Origin of the sequence: Streptomyces lycii (genome assembly GCF_009735685.1) — a bacterium.
GTDB classification, from domain to species: domain Bacteria; phylum Actinomycetota; class Actinomycetes; order Streptomycetales; family Streptomycetaceae; genus Streptomyces; species Streptomyces lycii.
In genome coordinates this window covers 18999-45639 of record NZ_WHPN01000327.1, presented here as the reverse complement: position 1 = coordinate 45639, position 26641 = coordinate 18999, and the positions used below count along the sequence as shown (strand labels likewise).

The window sequence follows — 26641 nt, the reverse complement described above, 5'->3', positions numbered from 1 at the left end:
CACCGCCGACGCCGGTCAGAGCGCTCCGGAAACCGGCGGTGACGCCCGCCCCGCCGCGGACGAAGTGCTGTTCGACGACTTCGACTACACCGGGCACGACGACCCGGCACTCACCGCCAACGGCTGGTCGGTCCGCGACTACGCCGGCGGCCCGGGCGTTCCGGGCGCCGCCTGGGCGGCGGAGAACGTCACCTTCGCCGAGGAGGACGGCAACTCCCTGATGCGGCTGGAGACCTCCACCGCGGGCACGGCCCGGACCACCGAACAGGCCGAGATCTCCACCCGGGACATGAAGTTCCGCAACGGCACCTACGCGGCCCGGGTCCACTTCGCCGACGAGCCCGGGTCCGGCCCCGACGGCGACCGGCTCGTCCAGACCTTCTACACGATCAACGAACTCAAGGCCCCGATGGACCCGGACTACGCGGAGTACGACTTCGAGTATCTGCCGAACGGCGGCTGGGGCGAGACGGAGAGCACCCTCTTCACCACCTCGTACGAGACCTACCGGCCCGACCCCTGGGAGACCGTCAGCGAGGCCACCCGCAAGTCCGCCTCCTTCGCGGGCTGGCACGACCTGGTCCTCACCATCGACGACAGCGCCATCACCTACTGGATCGACGGGGAGAAGTTCGCCGAGCACGGCCCGGAATACCTGCCCGAGAAGCCCATGACCATCAGCTTCAACCAGTGGCTGATCGACCTGGAGGGGCAGACCGCCACCGAGCCGCGGTCCTACACCCAGCAGGTCGACTACGTCCTGCACGTCAAGGACGAGGTGCTGACGCCCGGCGAGGTCGCGCAACGCGTCACGGACCGGCGCGCCGCGGGCACCTCCTTCGAGGACACCGTGCCGGCGGCGGAGCCGGGGGCCGGGACCGCCGCCGACGGGGATCAGGCCTCCGCCCGTACCTCCCCCAGGAAGTCCAGCAGCAGCTGAGACACCCGCTCCGGGGCCTCCAGCTGCATCCAGTGCCCGGCGTCCTCGACCCGCTCGTACCGCCAGGGGCCCTTGACGTGCTTGCCGGAGTCCCGCATCGCCTTCTCCGTCAGGAAGAGGTCACCGCTGCTCCACACCCCCATCACCGGCATCGTGACCGGCGGGAACTCCCGCGGCGGGCCGAAGAGGATCTCCGGGGTCGCCGCCGCGCGGTAGATGCCCAGGGACGCCGTCAGCGCCCCGGGGTCGCGCAGCCGCCCGGCGACCTCTTCGGCTTCGGGGTGCCGCGCCCAGTCCCGGAGGTTGCGGAAGTCGTCCCGGGACAGCCACCCCTCGGCGATGCCGCGGAACTGGAACAGCAGCATGTACCAGGACTTCTGGCGCTGTTCGAAGCCGGCGTCGGCCATGGACGCCGGGTGGCCGACCGACAGCGCCGTCAGTCCGGCCACCCGGCCGGGCGCCGCCATGGCCAGGGACCAGGCGATGAGGGCTCCCCAGTCGTGGCCGACCACATGCGCCCGCTCGACGCCGAGCCGGTCGAGTACGCCCAGCATGTCGCCGACGTGCCGGGCGGCGCCGTACGCCCCGACCTCGGCCGGCTTGTCGGACGCTCCGAAGCCGCGCAGGTCCGGGGCGATGACCCGGTACCCGGCGTCGGTGAGGGCCTTGGTCTGGTGCCGCCAGAGCCGGTGGGTGTCGGGAAAGCCGTGGATCAGCAGGACGGCCGGTCCGGAGCCGGTGTCGAGGACTTCGAGGCCGGTGCCGTCGACGTCGATGCGCATACAACAACCTTTCGCGAGAAGGACGTGCCGACAGCGTTCCAGATCCGGGCTACCGCCGGGTAGGGAACCTTCGGCCGGGCGGTCCTCCGGCACGGGAGCCGCTCTTCCGGGGGCGCGGCCTTCCGGTACGGCGGCCCGGCGCGGCGGCTCCGGCACGTCGGGCCCGGCAGTGGGAACGCGGCAGTGGGAACGCGGCAGCGCCCGGCTCCGGGGTGGTGTCCGGAGCCGGGCGCTGCCCGGGTGGAGCTGTGGTGCGGGCGGAGCTGTGGTGCGGTCGTGCACGGTGGTGCGGGTCGTGCTCGGTGAGCTGTGGTGCGGTGGGACTGTGGGGCGCCGTTGCGCCGTTGCGGGGTTACGGGATTACGCGGTTACGGGGTTACGCAACGGCGTCACGGCGTCACGGCGTCAGCCGGTGGAACAGCGTCAGCCGGCGGAGCCGGCCGAGAAGACGGCCGCTTCCTCGGCGGTCTCCTTGATGCCGTTGGGGCCGTTGAAGATGCGCTCACCCCACTCGGTCAGCGAGGAGGCGTCGAAGCCGTTCGCCATGTCGAGGTAGCCGACGTCCGCGCTGTTGCCGCTCCAGGACCAGCCGAGATAGCCCAGTCCCAGCCGCTCCGTCTCGGCGAAGATGGTGTCCTCGTCGGGGTTGCCGTCGGAGTGGTCGTGCCCGAACTCGCCCACGACCAGCGGCAGGCCGGCCGAGACGAAGCTGTTCAGATAGTCGGTGATCGTGGAGGCCTCGGCGTACACGCCGTACATGTGCACCGAGAAGACCGTGTTGCCGGCCGGGTCCGAACGGAACACCTCGGCCGCGTTGTCGCGCATGGTCCCCGACCAGTCCTGGCCCCAGTTGGGGGCGTCGACCATCAGGGCGTGCTCGAAGCCGCCCTCGCGCAGCTTGCCGATGGCCGCCGTGGTGTCGGCGGCCCACTGCGAGGCGGTGTTGTTGCCGAGCGGCTCGTTGCCGATGTTGACGACGATGTAGTCCTCCTCACCGGCCAGTACGTCCTTGAGTTCCAGCCAGTAGTCGGCGGCGCTGTCGAGGGTGCTCGCGCCCTCCTGGTCGCCGTAGCCGGTGGTGTCGTGGACCTCCAGGACGCAGATGACCCGGTTCGCCTTGCAGTCGTCGACGACCTTCTGGACGTCGGCGGGGTCGTTCTTCGTCCAGCGGTCGCCCGAACTGAGCACGACCCGGACCGTGTTGGCGCCCAGCGACTTGATGTCGGCGATCGATCCCGTCTCCGACGGGTACCAGGTGTGCGCGTGGTTCACGCCGCGCATCACGAAGTCCGAGCCGTCGGCCTCGACCAGCCGCCCGTCGCTGACGTGCAGCCCGGTGGCGGCTGAGGGCGCGTCCGCGTCCGTGCCCGGGGTCTCGGCGCCGGCGGTGAACGCGAGGGGGGACAGCAGTCCCAGCAGAGCCGTCGTGACGACGGCAAGCCGTTTTCTCATGGGGGGTTCGGCTCCTTGTTGGGGCCCGGGGCCGCCGTACTCCTGACATCGTTGTCATCGCCCGTCGGTGACAACGATGTCTGCCCGTCGGCCCCGGGAGGGGTGCGGTTGGGTGAGTCATGTGTGTACGGGGCCCGCGGGCGGGGTGTCAAGTACATGTCGAACAACTGAACCACCGTGGGAAGGTTGCATAAATCCTCCGGTCAACCGCCCGCCCGGCGCACACAATCGCTGTGCCCCGAGCGGCCCTTCACGCCGCACACCGGACGTTCCCCCGCTGTTTCCCGTACCGGTCCGGGAAACTGGCAGGCTGACGCGCCGGGACCGGCCGGAGCGACCGCCGGGCGGTGCCCGCCGGGACGGGAGAGGATGGCCGAATGCGCGTGCTGACCTGGAATCTGTGGTGGCGGTTCGGGCCGTGGGAGGCCCGGCGCGAAGCGATCCTGGAAGTGCTCCGCGAGGAGCGGCCGGACATCGTGGGCTTGCAGGAGGTCTGGGCCCGGAACGGGGAGAACCTGGCGGCGTGGCTCGCCGGGGAGCTGGACATGCACTGGACCTGGGACCCGTTCGCGTCACCGGAGCGCTGGCAGAAGCGGATCGGGGACGCCGCCGTGGACGTGGGTGTCGCCGTGCTCAGCCGCTGGCCGATCGCCGCCCGGGGAGTCGCGCCGCTGCCCGCCGACGGAGGCCGGGACGACGGGCGGTCCGCCCTGTACGCGCTGCTGGACGCGCCCGGCGGACCGGTGCCCTTCTTCACGGTCCATCTGAATTCCTCGCCGGGAGAGTCGGCCGTGCGGTGTGCCCAGGTGCGGGCGCTGTCCGCCTTCGTCGCCGAGCGCCGAGCCGACGCCGTCTTCCCGCCGGTGGTGACGGGCGACTTCAACGCCTGGCCGGACTCGGACGAGATCCGGCTGTTCGGCGGCTGCTTGACGGAGCCCGCCGTGCCCGGGCAGGTGATGCTCGACGCCTGGTCCTACGCCGACCCGGCGGCGCCCTGGGCGACGTGGGACCCGGCAAACCCGTACGCCGCGCAGTCCCACGGGCCGCCGACGCGGATCGACTACATCCATGCCGGCGCGCCGGGCCCCGGCGGACTGGGCCGGGTGATGTCCGTACGGCGCACCGGTGACGGCCCGGTGCGCGGGGTGTGGCCCTCGGACCACGCGGCGGTCGTCGCGGACCTGGCCCTGCCGCCGGGCGGGGAGCCCGGGGCGGAGCCCGCTGCGAAGGGCGCGGAGCCCGGCGCGCGGCCCGGCCCGGAGTGGCGGCCGTCCGCCGGACACGGACCGGGTTGACAGGACCGCAGGTCCCGGCACGGCGGCCGGTGGCCCGAGTCCGGTACGCGGCCCGGGCAGGTGTGTTCTCCGGCCCGGCCCGGCCCGGACGGCGGCCCGTCGGGCGGTGGCGGTGGCACTCCGTGCCCCGTCACGCCGTGCCCCGTCATGCCGTGCCGCCGCGTCTGCCGCCGCGTCTGGCCGTCGGGTCTGCCGCCGGGTCACGACTGCCGCCGCCGTCACGGCGTGACAGCGGCGGCAGTCGTGACCGGGAGCCATGAACCGTGCTGCCGCGGCGTCAGACCGCGACGGCCGTACCCGTCCGCGGCGCGGGCCGCTCCCCGTGTCCGGTCCTGCGCCCGGTCCCGCGCTCGTCGTGGTCCGGCCGGCGCAGCAGGAGCAGCATGCAGCCCAGGGAGAGCAGCACCTGGAGCACCGCGTAGCCGATGACGGCGGCGATGGAACCGGTCCGGTTCAGCAGGAACTGGCCGATGATCGGGGTGGTGCCGCCGAGCAGCGTGCCGCACAGCTGGTAGCAGAGGGAGATGCCGGTGTAGCGCAGGTGTGCGGGGAAGCGGCTCGCGAGCATGCCGGCCAGCGCCGCGTAGTAGAGGCAGTGCGGCACGGTCGCGACGGCGACCCCGGCCATGGCGAGGCCGTAGTTCCCGGTGGAGATGAGCACGAACATCAGCGGCATCAGCACGACTTCGGGCAGCAGCATGAAGCACACCGCCCGGGAGAGGCTGCGCATCCGGGTCGCGAGCACGGCGCCGAAGGGCTGTACGAGGACCTGCGTGATGTTGGCGACCAGCAGGATCGTCAGGAAGTCGCTGCGGGTGAAGTCCAGGGCGGAGGTCGCCCAGGAGAGCGCGAAGGTGCCCTTGAAGTAGGTCGCGGACAGGCCGATCGTGCAGGCGCCGATGCCGAGCGCGATCAGCCCGGGGCTGCCGCGCAGGATCTCCGTCAGCGGCAGCTTCGCGACCTTCTTGGCCTTGATCAGGCCCTCCATCGCCGGGGACTCGGCGACCTTCATCCGGACCAGCAGCCCGACCAGGACCAGTGCCGCCGAGGCCAGGAACGGCACCCGCCACCCCCAGGAGACGAACGCCTCGTCCGGGAGCCGGCTGATCGCCAGAAAGCTCAGGGTGCTGAGGGTGTTGCCGACGGGGGAGCCCTGCTGGGCGAAGGCCCCGTAGAGGATGGACTTGCCCTTCGGCGCGTGTTCGGAGGCGATGAGGACGGAGCCGCCCCATTCGCCGCCCAGCCCGATGCCCTGCACCATGCGGATGAGGACGAGCAGGACCGGGGCGGCCACGCCGATGGTGGCGTAGCCGGGCAGGACCCCGATCAGGGTGGTGGAGATGCCCATCATCAGCAGGGTGATGACGAGGGTCTTCTTGCGGCCCAGCCGGTCGCCGAAGTGGCCGAAGACGATGCCGCCGAGCGGGCGGGCGAGGAAGCCGACCCAGAAGGTCGCGAACGCGACCAGGGTGCCCACGGGGCCTTCCAGTTCGGGGAAGAACACCTTGTCGAACACGAGGGCCGCGGCGGTGCCGTAGATGTAGAAGTCGAACCATTCGATGGTCGACCCGATGAAGGCGCCGAGCCCTGCCCGGTTCGCGGTTCTGTTCTGCTGGCGTGCGGTGTTCGCACTCATACGGCGGCTCCAGGCCCGGGGCTGTGCGAGGGGAGCGGGAGGGGCCGTCCCGGCGCGTTCCGCCTCCCGGATGTGACGGCGGTAACGCTGCCAGCAGGAACCCAGACGGGTCCAATACCGAATAGCTGCCGCAGTGAGAGCCCCGGGGTCTCAATCGGGCTGGTGGAGCGCGCGGCTCCGGTTCGGCTCCGGCAGGCTTCGTGCGGTTCCGGCCGGCTCCCGGAGGCGCCGCGTCGCGGCCCCTCGTAGCATCCGATTCCGGTTCCGACTCCGATTCCGGCCCCGGCCGGTTCCGGGGGCCGTCGCGGAACCGGCCGGTCCGCGACGGCCCCCCGAGCCCGGCATCCGGGTCGTGCAGAGCAGCCTCGGCCGCCCGTTTCAGCCGGTGACGCGCTCGAAGACGGCGGCCAGGCCCTGGCCGCCGCCGATGCACATCGTCTCCAGCCCGTAGCGGGCCTCCCGGCGCCGCATCTCCCGGGCGAGCGTCGCCAGGATGCGGGCGCCGGTGGCGCCGACCGGGTGGCCCAGCGAGATGCCCGAGCCGTTGACGTTGATCCGCTCGTGGTCGGCCTCGGTCAGGCCCAGTTCCCGGGTGCAGGCGAGGACCTGGGAGGCGAAGGCCTCGTTCAGCTCGATCAGGTCCATATCGGCGAGGCCCAGTCCCGCCCGCTCCAGCGCCGCCCGGGTGGCCGGCACCGGACCGATGCCCATCGTCGCGGCGGGCACTCCGGCCCTGGCGAACGACACCAGCCGCACCAGCGGCGTCAGCCCCAGCCGCTCGGCGGTCTCCGCGCCGGTCACCAGGCAGGCCGCGGCGGCGTCGTTCTGGCCGCTGGCATTGCCCGCCGTGACCGTGGCCTCCGGGTCGTCCTTGCCGGCCATGGGGCGCAGCGCGGCCAGCTTCTCGGCGGTCGTGTCGGGCCGGGGGTGCTCGTCGGCGGAGACCACGGTCCCGCCCTTGCGGCCCGGTACGGTGACGGGGACGATCTCCTCGTCGAACAGCCCTGCCTCGATCGCCCGCCCGGCGCGCCGCTGCGAGCGCAGTGCGAGCGCGTCCTGGTCCTCGCGGCTGATCCCGAACTCGCGGCGGAGGTTCTCCGCGGTCTCGATCATGCCGCCCGGTACCGGGTGGTTGACGCCGCCCGCCGTCACCCGGCCCCGGGCCAGCGCGTCCTTGAGCTCCAGGCCCGGCCCCTTGACACCCCAGCGCGCGTCGTGGGTGTAGAAGGGCGCGGCGCTCATCACCTCGACACCGCCCGCGATCACGACCTCGCTGAAGCCCGCCCGGATCTGCATGGCCGCGTCCAGCACCGCCTGCAGGCCCGAGCCGCAGCGCCGGTCGAGCTGGACGCCGGTGACCGAGACCGGCAGGCCGGCGTCGAGGGCCGCCACCCGGCCGATCGCCGGGGCGTCGGAAGTGGGGTAGACGTGCCCGAGAATGACCTCGTCCACCCGCTCGGGGTCGATGCCGGTACGGCGGACGACCTCCGCGACGACGCGCGCGGCGAGCGGGGCGGGGCGCAGTGCCGACAGGGCGCCGCCGAACCTGCCGATGGGCGTGCGGAGCGGTTCACAGATGACGACGTCGGACTGACCGGACATGTCGGGGCCTTTCTGGGCGGGTTCGGGCACGTGTCGCCCCCGAGCCTTCCACCGGCCGGTTGTACCGGTCCAATATGTGATCGCGGTGCGACTGAGACGCGCAGGCTCTCAATCCCCGGTGGGCGGCGCCGCCGCTCCGGCCGGGGTCGGCAGGGCCTCCCGGGCCACCCGCAGCACGCTGCGCAGCGCGGCCGACGGGTTGTCCCGGCGCCAGGCCAGCGCCGCCTGGAGCCGCACGGGCGGCCCGTCCAGCGGCCGGTGCACCAGGCCCGTCTGCTGGATGTGCAGACAGGACGACAGGGTCAGGGTCACCCCGACACCCGCCGCGACCAGCGCCAGAATCGTGTACGAGTCCGGGGCCTCCTGCACGACCCGCGGATGGAACCCGGCGTCCTCGCAGGTCCGTACCGTGGCGTCGCGCAGCGTCGACCCGGCGTTCGCGGGAAAGGTGACGAAGGGCTCCGCCGCCAGATCGGCCACCGGGATCCGCTCCCGGCCCGCGAGCGGATGGTCCTGCGGCAGCGCGCAGAGCAGCTCCTCCTCGTCGATCACCCGGGTCTCCACGCCGGGCCGGGCCGCCGGGAGCCGGACGAAGCCGAGGTCGAGCGAGCCGTCCGCGACCCGGGCCAGCGCGACATTGGCGTAGGTCTGGCCCTTCATGACCAGCTCCAGCCCCGGGTGGGCGGCCCGTACCGCGCGGGTCAGCAGCGGCAGCGTGTGGTGCGAGGAGGCACCGGCGAAGCCGACGGTGACCCGCCCGTACTCGCCCGCGCCCGCGGCCCTGGCGACCCGCACCGCGATGTCGAGATCGTCCAGCACGGTCCGCGCCGGCTTCAGGAAGGACTGCCCGGCGCTGGTCAGCCGGACCGAGCGGGTGTTCCGTTCGAAGAGCTGCACGCCCAGCTCCCGCTCCAGCTGGCGGATCTGCTGGCTGAGCGGCGGCTGGGCCATCTGGAGCCGCTTGGCCGCGCGGCCGAAGTGCAGCTCCTCGGCCACCGCGAGGAAGGAGGTCAGATGGCGCAGTTCCACGGCCGTCCCGTTCTCACGTGTTTCTTATTCGTCTGGCGTATCAATGCGACCCTAATTCGGTATTGGACGGCAATCAATGCCGGGTGGCAGCGTGTGCGCCGTGGACAAGACGATGACGATGAAGGACGCGATCGCGGCCTTCGTGCACGACGGGGACACCGTCGCCCTGGAGGGCTTCACCCACCTCATCCCCACCGCGGCCGGACACGAGATCATCCGGCAGGGCCGCCGGGACCTCACCGTGGTCCGGATGACGGCCGACATCGTGGTGGACCAGATGCTCGCGGGCGGCTGCGTGACGACACTGGTCTCCTCCTTCGTCGGGAACTCCTCCGCCGGTTCGCTGGGGGAGCTGCGCCGCCGGATCGAGCGTGCCGACCCCGAGCCGCTCGACTTCCGGGAGTACAGCCACTACGGGATGATCTGCCGCTATCTCGCCGGCGCCCAGCGGCTCCCCTTCTACCCGCTGCGCTCCTACGCGGGCAGCGACCTGCCCTCGGTCAACCCGGGGATCCGCAAGGTCCGCTCGCCCTACCCGGGGCCGGACGGCCGTCCCGAGGACATCCACGTCGTGCCGCCCGTCAGCCCGGACGTCACGATCATCCACGCGCAGCGCGCCGACCGGGCCGGCAACACCCAGATCTGGGGCCTGACCGGCGTCCAGGCCGAGGCGGTCTACGCCGCCCGCAAGGCCGTCGTGGTCGTCGAGGAGATCGTCGGCGACGAGGTCGTACGGTCCGACCCGAACCGCACGGTCGTCCCCTCCCACGCCGTCGACGCCGTCGTCGCCTGTCCGCGCGGCGCCCACCCGTCCTTCGCCCAGGGCTACTACGACCGGGACAACGCCTTCTACCGGGCCTGGTCCCACATCAGCAAGGATCCCGCGCGGCTGCGGGACTGGATGGCGGAATGGGTGTACGGCACCCGGGACCACGCCGAGTACACCGCCCGGCTCGGCGAGGACCACTGGGCCGGGCTGGCCGTCGGCGAGGCCCTGAGCCTGCCCGTCAACTACGGGCGCCGCCGGTGACCCGCCGCCCGCGCACCCGGCCCCGCCCCGTCCGGGGCACCCCGGGCCGCCGCCCGCAGACCGTCCACCGCACACCACGGGAGAGTGGGACATGACAGCAGCAGCCACCGCCGGCACCGGCGGGGCACCGGCGGCGGCGACCTCCTCGGAGCTGCTCTCCGTCGTCGCCTCCCGCGAACTGGCCGCCCGGCGCACCGTCTTCGCCGGGATCGGCCTGCCCACCCTCGCCGCGTCGCTGGCCCACCTCACCGTCGCCCCGGACATCGAGATCGTCTACGAGTCCGGGGTCTGCGGCGCCCACCCCGACCGGCTGCCCGAGACCATCGCCGACGCGGTGCTCATCACCGGCGCCGAGGCCGTGCTCTCCATGGCCGCCCTCTTCGGCTCGGTCCTCCAGGGAGGCCACATCGACGTCGGCTTTCTCGGCGCGGCCCAGATCGACCGGCTGGGCAACCTCAACTCCTCCGTCATCGGCGACTGGGAGCGCCCCGCGGTACGGCTCCCCGGCTCGGGCGGCGCCATGGAGGTGATGGCCAACTCCCGCGAGGTGTTCGTCGTGATGCGCCGCCACGATCCCCGCTCCTTCGTGGCGGAGCTGGACTTCTGCACCTCGCCCGGCCCGGACCGCGCGCTCGCCGAGGGCATCACCCCGCTCGGCGCCGGTGTCACCCGCGTCATCACCGAACTCGGCATCCTCGCCCGGGAAGGCGTCGGCGAGGAACTGCGGCTGATCGCCGTGCACCCCGGTGTCACCGCCGGCCAGGTCCGCGCGGCCACCGGCTGGGACCTCCGCGTCGCGGACGACCTGGCCGTCGTCGAGCCCCCGACCGCCGCCGAGCTGAGGCTGCTCCGCGACGAGGTCGACCCCGGCCGGGTCTATCTTCGCTGACACAATGCCGAGCCGGGACGCCCGGCACACCGGGCACGCCGAACGCCCCTGCACGCCCGGCACACCGGGCACACGGGGACGACGAAAGGGGACGAGGGCCGTATGCGCATCAGGATCGTCGGAGCCGGGGTCATGGGGCGCGGCATCGCCCAGTGGGCCGCGGCCGCCGGACACACCGTCGAACTGGCCGACGCCCGGCGGGAAGCCGTCGACGAGGCGGTCGGCTTTGTCACCGGCATGCTCGGCCGGGCCGCCGAGAAGGGCCGGATGAGCAGCGAGGACGCCGCGGCGGCCACCCGCCGCCTGGTGCCCGTGGAATCACCGCTGGCCCCCGGCGACGCGGTGGACCTCGTCATCGAGGCCGTGCTGGAGGACCTCGCCGTCAAGGCGGAGCTGTTCACCGGCCTGGAACGGGTACTGCCCGCCCGAACCGTCTTCGCCACCAACACCTCCTCGCTGTCCGTCACCCGCATCGCCGCGGAACTGGCGGACCCGTCGCGCCTCGCCGGCCTGCACTTCTTCAACCCGGTGCCGCTGATGCGCATCGCCGAGGTGATCCCCGGCGCCGAGACCCGCCCCGACATCCCGCCCCGGCTCGTCGAACTGGTCGAGAGCGGCGGCCATCGCGCGGTGGTCGTCGCGGACACCCCCGGCTTCCTCGTCAACCACGCGGGCCGCGGCCTGATCACCGAGGCACTCGCCCTGCTGGAGGAGGACGTCAGCGACGTCGCCGGCATCGACCGCATCGCCCGCGACGTACTCGGGCTGCGCATGGGCCCGTTCGAACTCACCGACCTCACCGGGCTCGACGTCACCGCCTCGGTCATCGACACCGTCTGGCACGGTTTCCGCCACGACGGCCGGCTGCGCCCGTCCTATCTGACGCCCAACCGGGTCGCCGCCGGGCTGTACGGCCGGAAGACCGGGCGCGGCTTCTACGACCACCGGCCCGGCGCGCCCGGCACCCCCGCCGAGCCGCCCTTCGACGGCGACCCCGCCCGCCCCGTGCACGTCCCCGGCCACGGACCGGACGCCGCGGAGCTGCGCCGGGCCCTCGCCGCGGCGGACGCCGTCACCGACCCGGGCACGGCACCCTCCGAGGACGCCGTCGTCCTCGTCCCGGTCTGGGGCGGCACGGTCGCCGCCGCCGTCGCCGGACACGGCCTGCCCGCCCGCCGCACCCTCGGCGTCGACCCGCTCTCCCTCGGCACCGGGCGGCTGGTGCTCGCCATGACCCCGGCCTCGGACCCGGCCGCCGTCCGCGACGCCCGCACCGTGCTGGCCGGGCTCACCGGACCCGCGGGACCCGCCGGCCCCGGGGGCCCGGTCGCCGTCTCCGTCGTACGGGACACGGCGGGCTCCGTGGCGCAGCGGCTGCTCGCCTCCGTCGTGTCGGTCGCGGCCTCCATCGCCGAGCGGGGCATCGCCGCCCCCGCCGACATCGACATGGCCGTCACCACCGGACTCGGCTATCCGTACGGCCCGCTCGCCTGGGCCCGGCGCACCGGCGCCGACCGCATGCTGGCGCTGCACCGGGCGCTGTACGAGATCACCGGCGACCCGCGCTACCGGCCCACGCGCTGGGTCACCGAGCGCGCGCAGCTCGGTCTGGAGCTGACCGACCCCGGCACTCCTCCGCCGCACGCAGGCGGCTGATCACCGGCCCCGCCGGTTTCGCGGAGGCCACCGGCGGGGCACACGGTGGCGGTGGGAACGATCGACTGGACCTTCGCGCTGTTCGGGCTCGGCGGCCTGCTGGCCGCCGTCCTGCCGAGGGCCGTGGCCCGCAGACCGCTGTCGATGCCGCTGGTCTTCCTCGTCTGCGGACTGCTGCTCTACCTCTCGCCGCTGCCGCTGCCCGAGATCGACCCGGTGGAGCAGCACGTCTGGGTCGAACACGCGACGGAGATCGTCGTCATTATCGCCCTGATGGGTGCCGGTCTGGCCCTCAACCGTCCGGTGGGGCCGCGCCGCTGGGCCGTGACCTGGCGTCTGCTGGCCGTCACGATGCCGCTGACCATAGCGGCCACCGCCCTCGCCGGCTGGCTGCTGGCCGGCTGGCCGCCCGCCGTGGCCCTGCTGCTCGCCGCCGTGCTCGCCCCCACCGACCCGGTGCTGGCGGCCGAGGTCCGGGTCGGCGAACCCACCGACTCCGAACACGACGAGGACGAGGTGCGCTTCGCGCTGACCAGCGAGGCCGGGCTCAACGACGGCCTGGCCTTCCCGGTGGTGAACGCCGCGCTCGCGCTGGCCGCTGCCGCCGGGGCGGGCTGGTCGGCGGACTGGATCGGACACTGGGCGCTGGTCGACGTCGGCTACAAGTGCGTCGTCGGCGTGCTCTGCGGCCTGGCCGTCGGACGGCTCCTCGGATGGATGTTCTTCCGCGCCGGCTGGGCCGTCCTGCGGCTGGCCGAGCACAAGGAGGGCTTCGTCGCCCTCGGCGCCACCTTCCTGTCGTACGGCGTCACCGAACTGCTGCACGGATACGGTTTCCTCGCCGTCTTCGTCACCGCCTGCACCGTCCGCGCCGCAGAACGGGCGCACGGCTACCACCTGGTGCTCCACGAGTTCACCGAGCAGGTCGAGCGGCTCGGCACCGTCTTCCTGCTGTTCGTCCTCGGCGGCTTCATCGCGCTCGGCGGGCTCGCGGCCCTCACCTGGCGGGGCGCCGCGGTCGCCCTGCTCCTGCTGCTGGTGATCCGGCCCCTCAGCGGCTGGCTCGGGCAGCTCGGCGGCTCCGGCGGACCCCGGGAGCGGCTGGTCACCGCGTTCTTCGGGATCCGCGGCGTCGGTTCGCTGTTCTATCTCTCCTACGCCCTGGGACAGGACCACTTCCCGGCCCCCGCCCGCGAGCTGTGGGCCGTCGTGGCCTTCACGGTGCTCTGCTCCGTCGTGCTGCACGGGGTCTCCGCGACCCCGCTGATCTCCCGCGTCGACCGCCTCCGCGCCCACCGCCTGCGCCGCGCCGAGGAGGCGGGACCGGAGAGCGGACCGCCGGTCCCGCCCTGAGCGGGTCGCCACCGGCCGTGCTCGGGCCCCGGATCCCCCGCACCGGGCGGCCGTCCGGACCCGTACGGACCACCTCTCGTTTCCGGGGCGCGGGCCCGGGTACCCGGCTCCGCCCCGCACGCCCCGACCAGCGCCCGGAGCCCCGATGCCGCCACACACCTCATCCGACCGCACCGGCCGCGCCGGCGGCGCCCTCCCGCGGGCGACCCCCGCCGAGCAGCTGCGCATCGCCGCCGCGGTGGTGCTGCCCGCGCTGGCGGGAGGCGTGATCAAGCGGCGCCCCGCGGGCACGGCACTCGCGGAACGGTTCCAGCTCGACCGGTACGGCATCCGCACGCTGGCCCGGCTGCGCCGGACGTACGGGGAAGGCCCCCTGCTGCTCAGCCCGGCGGGCCGCCCCGTCGCCCTGCTGCTCACCCCCGAGTCGCTGCGCCGGGTACTGGCGGAGACCCCGGCGCCCTTCACCCCGGCGAGCTGGGAGAAACGCGGCGCGCTCTCGCAGTTCCAGCCGCACGGCTCACTGATCACCCGCGGCCCGGCCCGGGACGCGCGGCGCCGGGCCAACGAACAGGCGCTGGAGCAGGACCGGCCGCTGCACCGGCTGGCCCCGGCGATCACCGCGGCCGTGCGGGACGAGGCCGGCATCCTGGCCGGCGGCACGGCCGCCCGCGGGCGGCTCGGCTGGGACGACTTCGCGGACAGCTGGTGGCGCACCGTACGGCGGACCGTGCTCGGCGAGGCGGCGCGCGACGACGTGGAGCTCACCGACCAGCTCGGCCGGCTGCGGGCCGCCGGCAACTGGTCCGTGCTGCTGCCCCGCCGCCGGCGGCTGCGCGCACGGTTCCTGGGCCGCATCCGGGATCTCGCGGGCGCGGCGGGGCCGGGCACGCTCGCCGAGGCCGTCGCCGCACTGCCCGGCGAGCCGGAGCCGGGAACGTCCGGCGAGGAGGCCGCCGGCCAGGTCCCGCACTGGCTGTTCGCCTTCGACGCGGCGGGGATCACCGCGATGCGGACCCTCGCCCTGCTCGCCACCCACCCGGACGCCATGGCGCGTGCCCGCGAGGAGACCGCCGGCGGCGGCCCGGACCGGCCCCGGCTGCTGCCCTTCCTGCGGGCCTGCGCACTGGAGGCGGTGCGGCTGTGGCCCACCACGCCGCTGCTGCTGCGCCAGGGCACGACGGACACCCGGTGGCAGGGCCAGACGGTGCCGCGCCGCACCACCTTCCTCGCCCACACCCCGTACTTCCACCGCGCCGAGCCAGAGACCCCGTACGCCGACCGGTTCGACCCCGATATCTGGCTGGACGGGCGGGCCGCGGCCAACCCGGCCCTGGTCCCCTTCAGCGCGGGCCCCGGCGTGTGCCCGGGCGAGAACGTCGTGCTGCTCCATGTCAGCACCTGGCTGGCCGCGATGCTGCCGGACCACGACTACCGGCTGGTCTCCAGGGTCCGGCCCGCGCCGGACCGCCCCCTCCCGGCGACGCTGGACCACTTCGCGCTGCGCTTCGCCGTGCGCTGAGGACGGACGGAAGGACGGGGCTGCCGCCACAGGGTGGCCGTGTCACGGGTGTTCCGTACCGGGGCCGCTGGGGATACGCTCCGTGGGAGCGCTCCCATGATTCGGTGCCCACCGGCTCCGTGCCCCCACCCGGCGGCCGTGTCCGGCACTCCGTATCCCCGAAGGAGAAAGCACCCCCATGGACAGACCTCCGAGACCCGAGCGGCCCCGTGTACCGCGCCGGCTGCGCCGGTTGTCGCTGCTCACCGTGTTCGCGATCCTGCCCGCCCTGGCGTTCGTGCTGTCCGGCAGCAGTACGGCGGCTGCGCACGGCGCCATGATGGAACCGGGCAGCCGGACCTTCCTGTGCTGGCAGGACGGGCGGACACCGCAGGGCAACATCGACCCGCAGAACCCGGCGTGCGACGCGGCGGTCGCGCGGAGCGGGGACAACTCGCTCTACAACTGGTTCTCCGTGCTCCGCTCCGACGGCGCGGGACGCACCGACGGCTTCATCCCCGACGGACAGCTCTGCAGTGGCGGCAACCCGAACTTCAGCGGCTTCGACCTGCCCCGCGAGGACTGGCCGCTGACCCACCTCACCTCGGGCGCCGAGCTGACGTTCGCCTACAACGCCTGGGCGGCCCACCCCGGCTGGTTCCACCTCTACATCACCAAGGACGGCTACGACCCGGGGCAGCCGCTGGGCTGGGACGACCTCGAGCCGTTCCACACCGCCGACCACCCGTCGATGACCGGTCAGGTGGGGACCGTGGAGGGCCAGTACAACTGGACCGCGCAGCTGCCCGAGGGGAAGACCGGGAAGCACGTCATCTACTCGGTCTGGGAGCGCTCGGACAGCAACGAGACCTTCTACAACTGCTCCGACGTCGTCTTCGACGGCGGCAACGGAGAGGTCACCGGCGTCGGTGACCCGGGAGACGGTGAGGGCGACGGCGGCGGCGAGGGCGACGGCGGCGGCGAGGACGGCGGCGGCGGCGGCGGCGAGGACGAGGAGCCCAACCCCGTGCCCGTCAACACCTGCTCCGCCGGCCAGAGCTACGCCGGCACCTGGAGCGGCGGCTACCAGGCCGAGGTGACCGTCACGAACACCGGTGACCGCGTGCTCCGCAACTGGATGGTCCACACGACACTGCCCGACGGCCAGCGTGTCGACAACATCTGGAACGCCGAACTGGACGGAACGGACACCGTGCTGACCCTCTACAGCCTCGAGTGGAACAGCACCCTCGACCCGGGCGAGTCGACCACGTTCGGCTATGTGGCGGCCGGAGGCACGGCACCCGAGGCGCCGCACCTGGTCTGCATGGCCGGCGGAAAGATGAGCTGACCGCAACCGCCGCGGGCAGGCGGGCGCACGGAGAGGCCGCTCCACCACGCCGGTGGAGCGGCCTCGGTGCGAACCGGCCGGCGCACGGGTCAGGTGGTGCGCCGGCCGGCCGCGGCTCGGACCGCCCGGCGGGGGCGAAAAGACGGTCCGAGAGCCGGTCAGCCCGTACGGCGGCCCGTCACGGGGCCTCCCCGGCGGTCCAGCGGACATCCGCGACGGCGATCTCGGCCGTGCCCTCCGTGTAGAGCATGAACGGCACGTCCACGTGGCGCAGATCCATCCCCAGCTCCGCCAGCCGGGACAGCGGCACGGACAGCTCCGCCCAGCTCCCCTCCGGCAGCCCCGACAGCCGCTCGGTCAGGTCCAGGCCCGGCTGCGCCGGATAGTCGTCGTGGCAGGCGAGATACAGCGGCTGGGAGGGACGCTCGGTGACACGCACCCGGAAGGCGAGGCAGCCGTCCGCGGCGGCGTGCCCGCGCAGGTCCAGCGGATCGGACTGCGGGCCGGGCCGCTGGGCGTAGACGAAGGCCGGATAGCCCTTGAAGCGCAGCGAGAGCGCCGGTCCGCCGTCCTCGGCGGTGCCCGGCTCGGACCGGACCACCAGGCACTCCGTCGGCTCCTCGAAGGAGATGTCCACCCGCGACCAGGTGTTGTGGCCGCCGATCCGGAAGCCGTAGCCCGGGCCGGTGCCGGAGCCGCCGCCGAGCACCGGCAGCGGGCCCGTCGCCGGCGGCGGAGGGGTGTCGTCCCGCGCCGTGTCCAGCGGCAGCGGATGACGGTTCGGGTCCGGCTCGTCCAGCGACAGGCCGAAGCCGTAGGGGAACAGCGGCTCGTGCTCGCCCTCCGGGGCCTGTTCCTCCGGCGGCACCCGGTAGCCGGGGATGTGCGGCGGGATCCGGTTGGCGGCCGACGCGGTACGGCTGCGCGGCCAGCTCGCCGGGAGCCGGCCCCGGAAGTCGTACCGCGGCGCGCCGTCCGGGCCGCCGAAGAGCACATCGGTGATGCCCGCGCCCTCGGTGCCGGGCAGCCAGGCGACCGCGAACGCGTCGGAGAGGTTGATCTCCTCGGTGGTGTAGAGCGGACGGCCCGTCAGCATGACCGTCACCACCCGCATCCCCGCCTCCCGCAGCCTGCGCAGCGTCTCCAGGTCCCGGGCGTAGGAGCGCTTGAGGTCCGCGTAGCCGATGGAACGCCAGGGCTTGATGGTGCCGCGCATCTCCGCGTACGAGTCCTCGCCGATGACCACCAGCGCGACATCGTGGCGCTCCGGTTCGATCCGCTCCGGGAAGGGGTCCACCGTGCAGCGCGCGTCGCCGGTGATCCCGCGGACCGCGCCCGCGACGGTCGTCGCTCCCGGCAGGTCCGCCAGGTCCACGTCGTTGCCCTGCCAGGTGAGGGTCCAGCCGCCGGTCTGCTTCTGGATGTCGTCCGCGCCGCTGCCGGTGACCAGGACCCGCCCGCCCGGGTCCAGCGGCAGCACACCGCCGGTGTTCTTCAGCAGCACCACGGACTTGCGGGCGGCCTCCCGGGACAGCGCCCGGTGCTCGGCGCAGCCCAGCACCCCCGTCTCCCGGGCCGTGGAGCGGTCCCGGGGCCGGGGCTTCTCCCACAGCCCGGCGCGCATCTTCACCCGCAGCACCCGCCGTACGGCGTCGTCGATCCGGGACTCGGGGATCACCCCGGAACGGACTCCGGCGAGGGCCCGCTCGATCACCGAGCGCCAGGCGTCGCGGCCCGCCACCATCAGCACGTCGACGCCCGCGTTGATCACATAGCCCGCGTCACCGATCGAGCAGTCCGAGACCTCGGCGTGCGCGTCCCAGTCGCTGATGACGATCCCGTCGAAGCCCATCCGCTCCTTGAGCACGTCGGTGATCAGGTAACGGCTGCCGTGCACCTTGAGGTTGTACGGCTCGCCGGTGCCGGGGGAGTGGTCGTAGTTGGCCGGGTCGTCCCAGCTGCTGAAGGACACCATCACCGACTGGGCGCCCGCCTCGAGCCCGGAGAAGTACCCCGCGGCGTGGATGTTGCGCACCAGGTCCTCGGGGCTCCGGCAGGTGCCGCGGTCGCCGCCGTCCGCGGTGCCGCCGTCCGCGACCCAGTGCTTGACGCAGGAGACGACGTGCCGGTCGGTGCGCAGGCCCTCCGCGCCGCCCTGGAGGCCGTGCACCATCTCGCCGGCGTACGCCCGGACGACCTCGGCCTCCTCCGACCAGCCCTCGTAGTAGCGGCCCCAGCGGCGGTCGCGCGGGGTGGTGACGGTGGGCGCGAACGTCCAGTCCATGCCGGTGGCGGTGATCTCCCGGGCGGTGGCCGCCCCGATCCGGCGCAGCAGCTCCGGGTCACGTGCCGCGCCCAGGCCGATGTTGTGCGGGAAGATCGTCGCACCGAAGACGTTGTTGTGGCCGTGCACCGCGTCCGTCGCCCACATGAAGGGGATCCGGAACGGCCGGTCCGCGTACGCCGCCTCGGCCGCCTCCCAGTAGGCGTCAGTGGTCTTCACCCAGTCCGAGGGATCGGCGTGCCGGGCGCCGCCGGGCCAGATGCCGGCGCCGTTGAGCGCCGAGCCCAGCTTGTACGCGGTGACGTCCTCCGGGGTCAGCTCGGCCAGCTCCGGCTGGAGCATCTGGCCGATCTTCTCCTCCAGGGTGAGCTGCGCCAGGACGGCGCCGACGCGCTCCTCCACGGCGGGGTCGGCGGGCACGGCCGAGGTGACGCGGGGCCAGTCGGGAAGGTGTTCGAGAGGGTGCACAACTGCTCCTCGGTGCGAGTGGTGGCGAACGCGGAGGGGGAGTCCCGGCGGGGTGTGCGGATCAGCCGCCGTCGGTCCAGAACTGCTCGGTCTCCCGCCCCCGGACCCGGGCGGCGAACACCTCCGGCACCACCGGCCGGTTCTGTGCGGGCGAGTAGAGGTCCACCTGGGTCCGGTGCTCCGCCAGCGCCGCCCGCTTGCGCGGCAGCTGGTCCCGGACCGGCACGGTGACCAGGCGCTCGCCGGGCGCCGGTGCGCGGCCGGGCTCGTTGCGGTTGACGAAGGCGAACTCCGCCTCCGTCTGCTCGTCCCACACGACGAACTTCCGCACCCGCGGGGTGAGCCCCAGCTCGGCCAGGCAGTCCAGTACGGTCTCGCCGGTCAGCCGGTGGTCGGCGTTCAGCTCCCGCACCTCGTGCGGCAGGTACACCTCGGCGACACCGCCGTCCCTCTGCTGCTCCCGCAGCACCTCCAGCACCCGCGCCCGGAACTCCGGCAGCGACTCCGCCAGGGCGGTGTCCCGGAAGCCGAGGAACGTCACGTCGTCGGGGCCCAGGCCGAGCACCCGGGCCGCCGCGCCGGCCTCCTTCTCCCGGACGGCCGTCAGCTCCTCCGGGGTGGGGTCGCGGTCGATGCCGAGAACGGCCTCGTGCGACTGGGAGCCGTCGGTGGAGAACACCACCCGGACCCTGGCGCCCTGCGCGGCCCGGCGGGCGATCGTCCCGCCGCAGGCGATCACGTCGTCGTCGGGGTGCGGCGAGAAGACCAGCACCGGCCCGGGCGGGTCACCGGCCGCCGCGGTGTCCTCGCGGTCGGCGGCGGCCAGGAAGTCGGCGCAGGCGGGCAGGTCGCGCTCGCGGATCAGGTCGTTGATCGCGAAGAAGTGGTGGTCCACCACCAGCGAGGCGATGGGAGTGCCGTACTTGGAGGCGAAGTACCGGTAGTTGCCCGCCACCGAGCGCATGTTGGCGTGGTAGCTCTTGTCGTGCGGGACGTGGACGGCCGCCGCCTCCCGGTTGAGCAGGAAGCGGGCGCCGTCGCGGTGCAGCCGGTAGGACATGTCGATGTCCTCGGCGCCCCAGGAGCGGTACGCGTCGTCGAACATGCCGGTGGAGCGCAGCTGCTCGGTGCGGGCGGAGACGTTGCAGGTCCACCAGACGAGCCAGGGCGCGGGGAGGTCCGCGAAGTCGTCCGTGTACTTCTCGTAGAACTCCTCGCGGATGTCCAGCCAGCGGCCCTCTTCGGTCAGACCCGCCATGAAGCCGTCCGGGTCCGCGAAGTCGATGGCCCGCTGGATCTCGGCGCCGTCCTCGTTGTCCTCGTTGAAGCAGTAGACATAGCCGCAGACGGCCACCGGGCCCTCGTGCGCCGCGTGGCTGTCCAGATGGGCCCGCAGGGCGCCGCTGTGCAGCAGCACCCCGGAGTCGACCAGGACGCATATCTCGCCGCGGGCGTGCTCGATGCCGGTGTTGCGGGCCCGGGCGACGCGGTAGCCGTCGTCCTCGTGGAAGAAGTAGCGCAGCGCGAGCCGGTCCTCGTACGAGGCCGCGACGGCGGCCGTGTCGTCCCGGGAACCATCGTCCACGACGATCACCTCGAAGCGGGAGGCCGGCAGGGTCTGCCGGACCAGCGAGTCGAGGGTGTGCCGCAGCAGGTCCGAGCGGTTGTACGTGGGGACGACGACGCTGCACAGCGTGGGTTCACTCATCGGTTCCTCCGGTGACGAGCAGGACGGCGGCCACGGCGCTGATCGCGGCGCAGACCCAGAAGACGTTGGTGTAGCCCAGCCCCTGGGCGACGACGCCGGCGATCATGCCGCCGAGGAAGTTGCCGGCCTTGAAGGAGGCGCCGTAGAGGGCGGACGCGGCGCCGATCCGGTCGGACATGGCGTTCTGCAGGATGACCACGGGGATGCTGAGGACGATGGCCACGTACAGGGCGTTCGGCACCTGGAGCAGCAGCAGGGCGACGGGGGAGTCGGCGAACGGCAGAGCGCCGAAGAAGACCACCGCGCACACCGCGGCGACGGTGACGAGCCGCCACTTCCCGATCCGCTCGGCCTTCGCCCCGGTCCAGATCATCAGCGGGATCTCGAGCGCGGCGGACAGCCCCAGCAGGATGCCGGTGAAGCCCGCGCCGAGACCGAGGTCCTTGGTGACGAAGAGGGCGATGTTGATCTGGTACATGCTGTTGACCGTCAGCATGAGGACGATCACCGCCAGCATGGCGCGGACCTTGGGGGTCAGTCCGCGGAAGGCACTGCGGGGCGCGGGCGCCGCCTCCTCGCCCGCCTTCTCCCCGGTCCCCTCGCCTCCGGCCTCCTCCGCCGCGGCCCCGCCCCGGGTGTCCGGCAGACCGAGCACGCACAGGGCGGCCGAGAGCAGGTAGAAGACCGCGGCGACCAGGAACAGGGAACCGAAGCCGCGCGAGGCGATCAGATAGAAGCCGAACGGCGGGCCCACGATCCAGGCCACCGAGGTCACCGAACGCAGCGCCGAGTTGAAGAACGCCGCGTCGACGCCCCGCCGGTCGGCGAACTCCCGGGTGTAGGCGAACAGCTGGGAGAACACCGCCCCGCCGATGCCGAAGAAGACCGCGCCGGTGACCAGCAGCGCGTAGTAGTTCCGCATCAGCAGATAGCAGATCGCGCCCAGCCCGGAGAAGACGGCGCAGATGACGAGCAGCGAACGGCGGCTGGACAGCCGGTCGGACAGGGCGCCGACCACCAGGTCGCAGAAGATCTCGGAGCCGGCCCGGGTGGCGAAGAACAGGCCGATCATCAACGGTGAGACCCGCACCTCGTCGGAGAGGAACAGGCTCACCGAGGTGACGACCATGGCACCGGCGATGCCGATCAGGCCGGTGACCCCGACCAGGCTGTTGAGCGCGCCGTCCTTGAGGACGCCGACGACACGCGTCTTGGTGGTGGTGGTGTTCAAGCTTCTCCCTCGCGGACAGCGTGGTCACGGTTACGGGCACGGGCACGGGCACGGGCACGACGGGCACGGGTGGAGCCGCGAGCCAAGGCGGCGGTGTTCAGCCCGGAACGGGCGCCCCGGCCGTGCTCTCCCGCTGCCGGTACGGCAGCCAGGGCTGAAGCTCCCGGCCCTCCCGGACCAGCAGCGCGGCCTCGTAGTCCGCCCGCCCGATGCGCCCGCCGGCCAGCAGCGCGTCCCGGTCGGCCAGCGGCAGGGACGCCAGGACCCGGTGCCGGAGCGCGTCCATGTCGAAGAGCTGGTCGAACGCGGCCGGCCGGGTCGCGGCCGGCCCGCCGGGACGCAGCCGGGAGGGCGCCACCGTGCCCGACACCAGCTGCCAGTACGCGCCGAAGTCCGTGCGCGGGTCCGGAAGGTTGCCGGCGGCCAGACCGATCCGGATGGTCTCCAGCCAGCAGTCGAAGTACCGCCGCTGGTCCAGCCGGCTCATGTGCCGCTCGCACCAGTCGGTCATCGCCTCCGGCGACGGCAGCCCGGCCCGGCCCGCGAGCACCGCCAGGGCCCAGCCGGCGATCGCCTCGAAGTACGGGCACGCGGTGCCGAACGCCTCCGTGTCGACCGGGGTGTTGATCACCATCAGGGTGGGATCGTGCCGCCAGAAGTGGTGCTCGTACAGGTCCTCCTGCCGGAAGTCCGCCAGGAAGCCGTAGTCCGGCATGCCGTAGCCCAGGCACAGCACCACGTCGTCGTACGAGCGGGTGGTGCCGTCGGCGAAGGTGACGCAGCCGTCCGGGCCGAAGCTCTCGAAGGCGGGGCGTACGGCGATCTGGCCGCGGTAGACGCGGGGGATCACCTTCTCGTTGATGTGCACCGCCCCGTGGTAGCCCTCGGTGGGCAGCAGCCCGGTCGCCCGGTACATGGCCATGTAGTCCGGCAGCAGCTCGCCCAGCCACTTCAGATAGCGGTCGTAGGGGAACTCCTCCAGGCCGATCCGGCCGATGTAGGAGAACAGCGCGTCGTTGTAGATCCCCGCGCAGTCGCGCGGCAGGAAGAGCGCCGGGCGGCGGACCGACCAGTCCACGCGCGAGGCGGTGCCCGCCAGTTCGGAGGCGATGTCGGCCCCGCTCACCCCGCCGCCGACCACCAGCACCCGGCGCCCCGCGTGCTCCCGCGGCCCGCGGTACCCCTTGGCGGTCAGGACCCGGACCGGGGCGGAGGCGTCCGGCAGCCGCTCCGGGCGGCGCGGCTCCCACAGCTCACCGCTGGCCACCATCACCGCGTCGAAGACCTCCCGGTCCTCCTCCCCGCCGTGCCGCGCCGTGACCTCCCAGCCCCCGGAGCCGCGCCGCACGACCCGGCTCACCCGGTGGCCGAAGCGGCAGACCGGCAGCACACCGAAGGACTCGGCGTACGACCGCAGATAGGCGTGCACCTGCTCCAGGGTGGGGAAGTCGTCGACCCGGACCGGCGGGTGGTCGGAGAACGGGAAGCTCATCCGGGAACTCTGCATGCGGACGCCGGGATAGGCCCCGCCCGACGCCGGGTCCCAGATGCCGCCGACGTCCGCGTTCTTCTCGTACAGCACCACCTCGTGGCCCTCGGCCAGTGCCTGCTTGGCGCTGGTGAGTCCGGCCGGCCCGGCGCCGATGACAGCGATCCGTAACCGTCCCCCGGCGCGGAGGAGGGGCACGGACCGGCGCTGGGCCGGCCGGGGTTCGGGGGAAGGTGACATGGGCGGGTCCTGTCCGGATGTGCCGTCAGATGAAGGGATCGAAGTCATCGGTCAGTTCGACGGGTCCGGTGCGCTCCCGGAGCGCGCCGATCTCGACGTTCGTGGGATGCCGTGCGCAGTGGAACCGGCAGTCGGACCGCGGGTCGACGGCGGTGGTGTCGGCGTTCTCCCACATCTCGGCGAACGTCGTGCCGGTGAGGTCGCCCAGCTTCCCCTTCGGGTTGCCGCGGTGGTACGGGCAGATGTAGACGCCGTTCGGGGTGACCGTGGTGCGCAGCTCGGCGACCGGGCAGGCCGCGTAGTCCTTGTGCTGCACCGGGTCGGAGCCGGAGCGGACGGCCATCCAGTTGGACGACCGCAGCAGCCGGAACGATTCGTCTTCGATGGTTCCGAGGGCCTTCCACTGCTTCTCGACCAGTTCGGTGTCCTCGGCCGCCTGGTTCACGGTGAAGTGGTCGGCGTCGAGCATCGCCTTCAGCTCGAAGTAGTCGCAGCCGATGTCCTTGGCCAGCTCACCGGCGAGTTGTACCTCGTGGTAGTTGCTCTCGGTGACCCGGCCCTCCGCGTCGCGGCGCTGCATCAGCAGGAAGGAATAGCCCAGCCGCCCGGCCTTGCGCTCGGCGAGCCGGCGCATGTCGCCCACGATCTGCGGGAAGACACTGGTCTTGCGGCGGCTGGGCCGGAAGATGTCGTACGTCTCCCGGGTGGCCGCGTCCATGGAGACGCGGACCCAGGAGACCATGTCCGCCAGCTCGTCGAGGTAGCGCCCGATGAGCGTGCCGTTGGTGACGAGTCCTAATCGGATCCCCGCCCCGTGCAGCACCTCGATCACCTTGCCGATGGAGCGGTGCATCAGCGGCTCGCCGCCGCCGATCAGGATGACAGCGCGCACACCCGAATCCGCCATCTCGTGCGCCAGTTCCAGGATCCGGTCACCGGAGAACTGGCCGCTGTGCAGCACCCCGGAGCTGATGCACTCGGGACAGGCCAGATCGCACAGGGTGGTCGGGTCGAGGTCGACGACCAGCGGCCACTTGAGCCGCCGGCCGTCCGCCACCTCGCGCACCGCGGGGTAGACCGACCGCTGGTAGAGCTTGCCCACCAGGTCGAGGTTGTCCGCCACCCGGGGGGTTCCCAGTGGTCTGTCGGCTTCCGTCATGACGTTCCTCTTTCACAGCTGTGCGGATGCGGTGCGGAGATGTGAGAGGTCAGGCCTCCCGGTCGGCGGGAAGACCGTTGCGCAGGGCGACGGCACCGTACCAGCGCGCGCTGTCCTTCAGGGTGCGTTGCTGGTTTTCGAAGTCGACATGGACGATGCCGAAGCGCTTGGCGTAGCCCTCGGCCCACTCGAAGTTGTCCAGCAGCGACCAGAGGAAGTAGCCGCGTACGTCGACACCGCGGGCGATCGCCTCATGGGTGGCGCGCAGGTGCGCGTCGATGTAGGCGATGCGGTCGGCGTCGTGGACCTGGCCGTCCGGCGTGATGGTGTCGTCGAAGGCGGCACCGTTCTCGGTGATGAGGATCTTGATGCCGGGGTAGTCCGCGTTGATCCGCTCCAGCTGGGTGAGCAGGCCGTCGGAGTCGATCTCCCAGCCGATGCCCGTCTCGGGGCGGCCGCAGTGCAGGAACCGCACGTCCTCGGCACCGGGCCAGGGGGAGGCGCTGCCGTCGCTCTCGCCGCCGCCGGCCACGTGGTACGAGGTGTAGTAGTTGACGCCGAGGAAGTCGATCGGCGCGCCGATCGCGGCCTCGTCGCCGTCGTGGATGTGATCGGTGCCGGTGACCTTCTCGACGTGCGCCAGGATGTCGGCGGGGTAGCGGCTCTGCATCACCGGGTCGAGGAAGATCCGGTTCTGCAGGATGTCGATGCGGTGCGCGGCGTCCTGGTCCGCGGGGTCCTCGGACGCGGCGGAGACCGGGTAGAAGTTGAGCGTGGTGCCGATCTCGATCGGCCCCGGGGCGGCCGAGCGCAGCGCCGGGACGGCCAAGCCGTGCGCGAGCAGCAGGTGGTGGGCGGCCTTGAGCGAGCCCTTGGTGTCCTGCACGCCCGGGGCGTGCTTGCCCTCGCCGTAGCCGAGGAAGGCGGCGCACCAGGGCTCGTTGAGGGTGGTCCACAGGCGGACGCGGTCGCCGAGGCCCTCGCGGACGTGCGCGGCGTACTCGGCGAAGCGGTAGGCGGTGTCGCGGTTCAGCCAGCCGCCCTCGTCCTCCAGGGCCTGCGGCAGGTCCCAGTGGTAGAGGGTGACGGCCGGCTCGATGTTCCGCTCCAGCAGGGAGTCGACCAGCCGCTTGTAGAAGTCGAGTCCGCGCTGGTTGGCGGGGCCGGTGCCGTCGGCCTGGATCCGGGGCCAGGAGACGGAGAACCGGTAGCCACCGAGGCCCAGCTCGGACATCAGCGCGACGTCCTCCGGGTAGCGGTGGTAATGGTCGGCCGCCACATCACCGGTGTCACCGCCGACGACGCGTCCGGGCGTGTGGGCGAACGTGTCCCAGACCGAGGCGCCGCGGCCGTCCGCCTGGACCGCGCCCTCGATCTGGTAGGCGGAAGTGGCGACACCCCAGAGAAAGCCGTTGGGGAAGGCGGCATCCTGGGACCTGCTGGAAGCCGGTGCCACAGCGGTCTGTTCGTCGTGCATTGTCACGTCGGGACCTCGTCATCAAAAACTGTCGAATACGGTCTCGCGGCGTCGCGAGTGATGGGAGCGCTC

General features: G+C 72.8%; 18 protein-coding genes and 1 pseudogene. 8 read left to right on the top strand and 11 right to left on the bottom strand.

The features are described 5' to 3' along the window. Positions 1–64: 64 nt before the first annotated feature. Positions 65–859: pseudogene (locus GCU69_RS20680) on the top strand (glycoside hydrolase family 16 protein); the annotation flags it as partial. 35 nt (positions 860–894) lie between these two features. Here GCU69_RS20680 and GCU69_RS20675 read toward each other — a convergent pair. Then, positions 895–1722, bottom strand: coding sequence for an alpha/beta fold hydrolase (locus GCU69_RS20675; RefSeq protein WP_156206848.1), 828 nt, complete (start codon positions 1720–1722; stop codon positions 895–897). 423 nt (positions 1723–2145) lie between these two features. After that, on the bottom strand, positions 2146–3174 hold the full coding sequence (locus GCU69_RS20670) for a glycoside hydrolase family 5 protein (RefSeq protein WP_098754799.1): 1029 nt from the start codon (positions 3172–3174) through the stop codon (positions 2146–2148). A gap of 377 nt (positions 3175–3551) precedes the next feature. Between GCU69_RS20670 and GCU69_RS20665 the strand changes: the two genes are divergently transcribed. Continuing rightward, positions 3552–4469 (top strand): endonuclease/exonuclease/phosphatase family protein, encoded by a 918-nt coding sequence (locus GCU69_RS20665; RefSeq protein WP_156206847.1) that lies wholly within the window; start codon positions 3552–3554, stop codon positions 4467–4469. A gap of 277 nt (positions 4470–4746) precedes the next feature. Here the strand turns inward: GCU69_RS20665 and GCU69_RS20660 are convergent, their stop codons facing one another. The 3 genes from GCU69_RS20660 to GCU69_RS20650 all read right to left on the bottom strand — a co-directional run bounded on the left by GCU69_RS20660 (position 4747) and on the right by GCU69_RS20650 (position 8736). Next, positions 4747–6105, bottom strand: a complete 1359-nt coding sequence (locus tag GCU69_RS20660) for an MFS transporter (protein WP_156206846.1) — start codon at positions 6103–6105, stop codon at positions 4747–4749. 378 nt (positions 6106–6483) lie between these two features. After that, positions 6484–7707, bottom strand: a complete 1224-nt coding sequence (locus GCU69_RS20655) for an acetyl-CoA C-acetyltransferase (RefSeq protein ID WP_156206845.1) — start codon at positions 7705–7707, stop codon at positions 6484–6486. 108 nt (positions 7708–7815) lie between these two features. Beyond that, complete coding sequence (locus tag GCU69_RS20650; protein WP_098754795.1) at positions 7816–8736, bottom strand: LysR family transcriptional regulator; 921 nt, start codon at positions 8734–8736, stop codon at positions 7816–7818. 76 nt (positions 8737–8812) lie between these two features. Between GCU69_RS20650 and GCU69_RS20645 the strand changes: the two genes are divergently transcribed. The 6 genes from GCU69_RS20645 (at position 8813) to GCU69_RS20620 (ending at position 16513) form a co-directional block, all read left to right on the top strand. Continuing rightward, positions 8813–9766: a CoA transferase subunit A gene (locus GCU69_RS20645; RefSeq protein WP_156206844.1), complete on the top strand. Its 954-nt coding sequence runs from the start codon at positions 8813–8815 to the stop codon at positions 9764–9766. Between the two features lie 91 nt (positions 9767–9857). Continuing rightward, on the top strand, positions 9858–10655 hold the full coding sequence (locus tag GCU69_RS20640) for a CoA-transferase subunit beta (protein ID WP_098754793.1): 798 nt from the start codon (positions 9858–9860) through the stop codon (positions 10653–10655). 102 nt (positions 10656–10757) lie between these two features. After that, positions 10758–12311 carry a 3-hydroxyacyl-CoA dehydrogenase gene (locus tag GCU69_RS20635; RefSeq protein ID WP_156206843.1) on the top strand — a complete coding sequence of 518 codons (1554 nt, stop codon included), beginning with the start codon at positions 10758–10760 and terminating at the stop codon, positions 12309–12311. A gap of 51 nt (positions 12312–12362) precedes the next feature. Next, positions 12363–13664, top strand: a complete 1302-nt coding sequence (locus GCU69_RS20630) for a cation:proton antiporter (RefSeq protein WP_098755285.1) — start codon at positions 12363–12365, stop codon at positions 13662–13664. Between the two features lie 145 nt (positions 13665–13809). Next, positions 13810–15183 carry a cytochrome P450 gene (locus tag GCU69_RS20625; RefSeq protein ID WP_156206842.1) on the top strand — a complete coding sequence of 458 codons (1374 nt, stop codon included), beginning with the start codon at positions 13810–13812 and terminating at the stop codon, positions 15181–15183. A gap of 178 nt (positions 15184–15361) precedes the next feature. Continuing rightward, the gene (locus GCU69_RS20620; protein ID WP_156206841.1) at positions 15362–16513 is read left to right on the top strand and encodes a lytic polysaccharide monooxygenase; all 1152 of its coding nucleotides are present in this window, start codon (positions 15362–15364) and stop codon (positions 16511–16513) included. Between the two features lie 178 nt (positions 16514–16691). On the opposite strand, the gene GCU69_RS20615 is transcribed toward GCU69_RS20620, so the two are convergent. The 6 genes from GCU69_RS20615 to GCU69_RS20590 all read right to left on the bottom strand — a co-directional run bounded on the left by GCU69_RS20615 (position 16692) and on the right by GCU69_RS20590 (position 26569). Beyond that, positions 16692–19265 carry a glycoside hydrolase family 3 protein gene (locus tag GCU69_RS20615; protein ID WP_156206840.1) on the bottom strand — a complete coding sequence of 858 codons (2574 nt, stop codon included), beginning with the start codon at positions 19263–19265 and terminating at the stop codon, positions 16692–16694. Positions 19266–19326: 61 nt separating this feature from the next. After that, positions 19327–20973 carry a glycosyltransferase gene (locus GCU69_RS32745; protein WP_170315895.1) on the bottom strand — a complete coding sequence of 549 codons (1647 nt, stop codon included), beginning with the start codon at positions 20971–20973 and terminating at the stop codon, positions 19327–19329. After that, positions 20966–22204 carry a sugar efflux transporter gene (locus GCU69_RS20605; protein ID WP_098755290.1) on the bottom strand — a complete coding sequence of 413 codons (1239 nt, stop codon included), beginning with the start codon at positions 22202–22204 and terminating at the stop codon, positions 20966–20968. Before GCU69_RS20605 ends, GCU69_RS32745 begins: the two co-directional genes overlap by 8 nt. Before the next feature lie 97 nt (positions 22205–22301). Next, the gene (locus tag GCU69_RS20600; protein WP_170315894.1) at positions 22302–23933 is read right to left on the bottom strand and encodes an FAD-dependent oxidoreductase; all 1632 of its coding nucleotides are present in this window, start codon (positions 23931–23933) and stop codon (positions 22302–22304) included. Between the two features lie 25 nt (positions 23934–23958). Continuing rightward, positions 23959–25092, bottom strand: coding sequence for a radical SAM protein (locus GCU69_RS20595; protein ID WP_156206838.1), 1134 nt, complete (start codon positions 25090–25092; stop codon positions 23959–23961). A gap of 49 nt (positions 25093–25141) precedes the next feature. Further along, complete coding sequence (locus GCU69_RS20590; protein WP_098755293.1) at positions 25142–26569, bottom strand: GH1 family beta-glucosidase; 1428 nt, start codon at positions 26567–26569, stop codon at positions 25142–25144. Between the last annotated feature and the right edge of the window lie 72 nt (positions 26570–26641).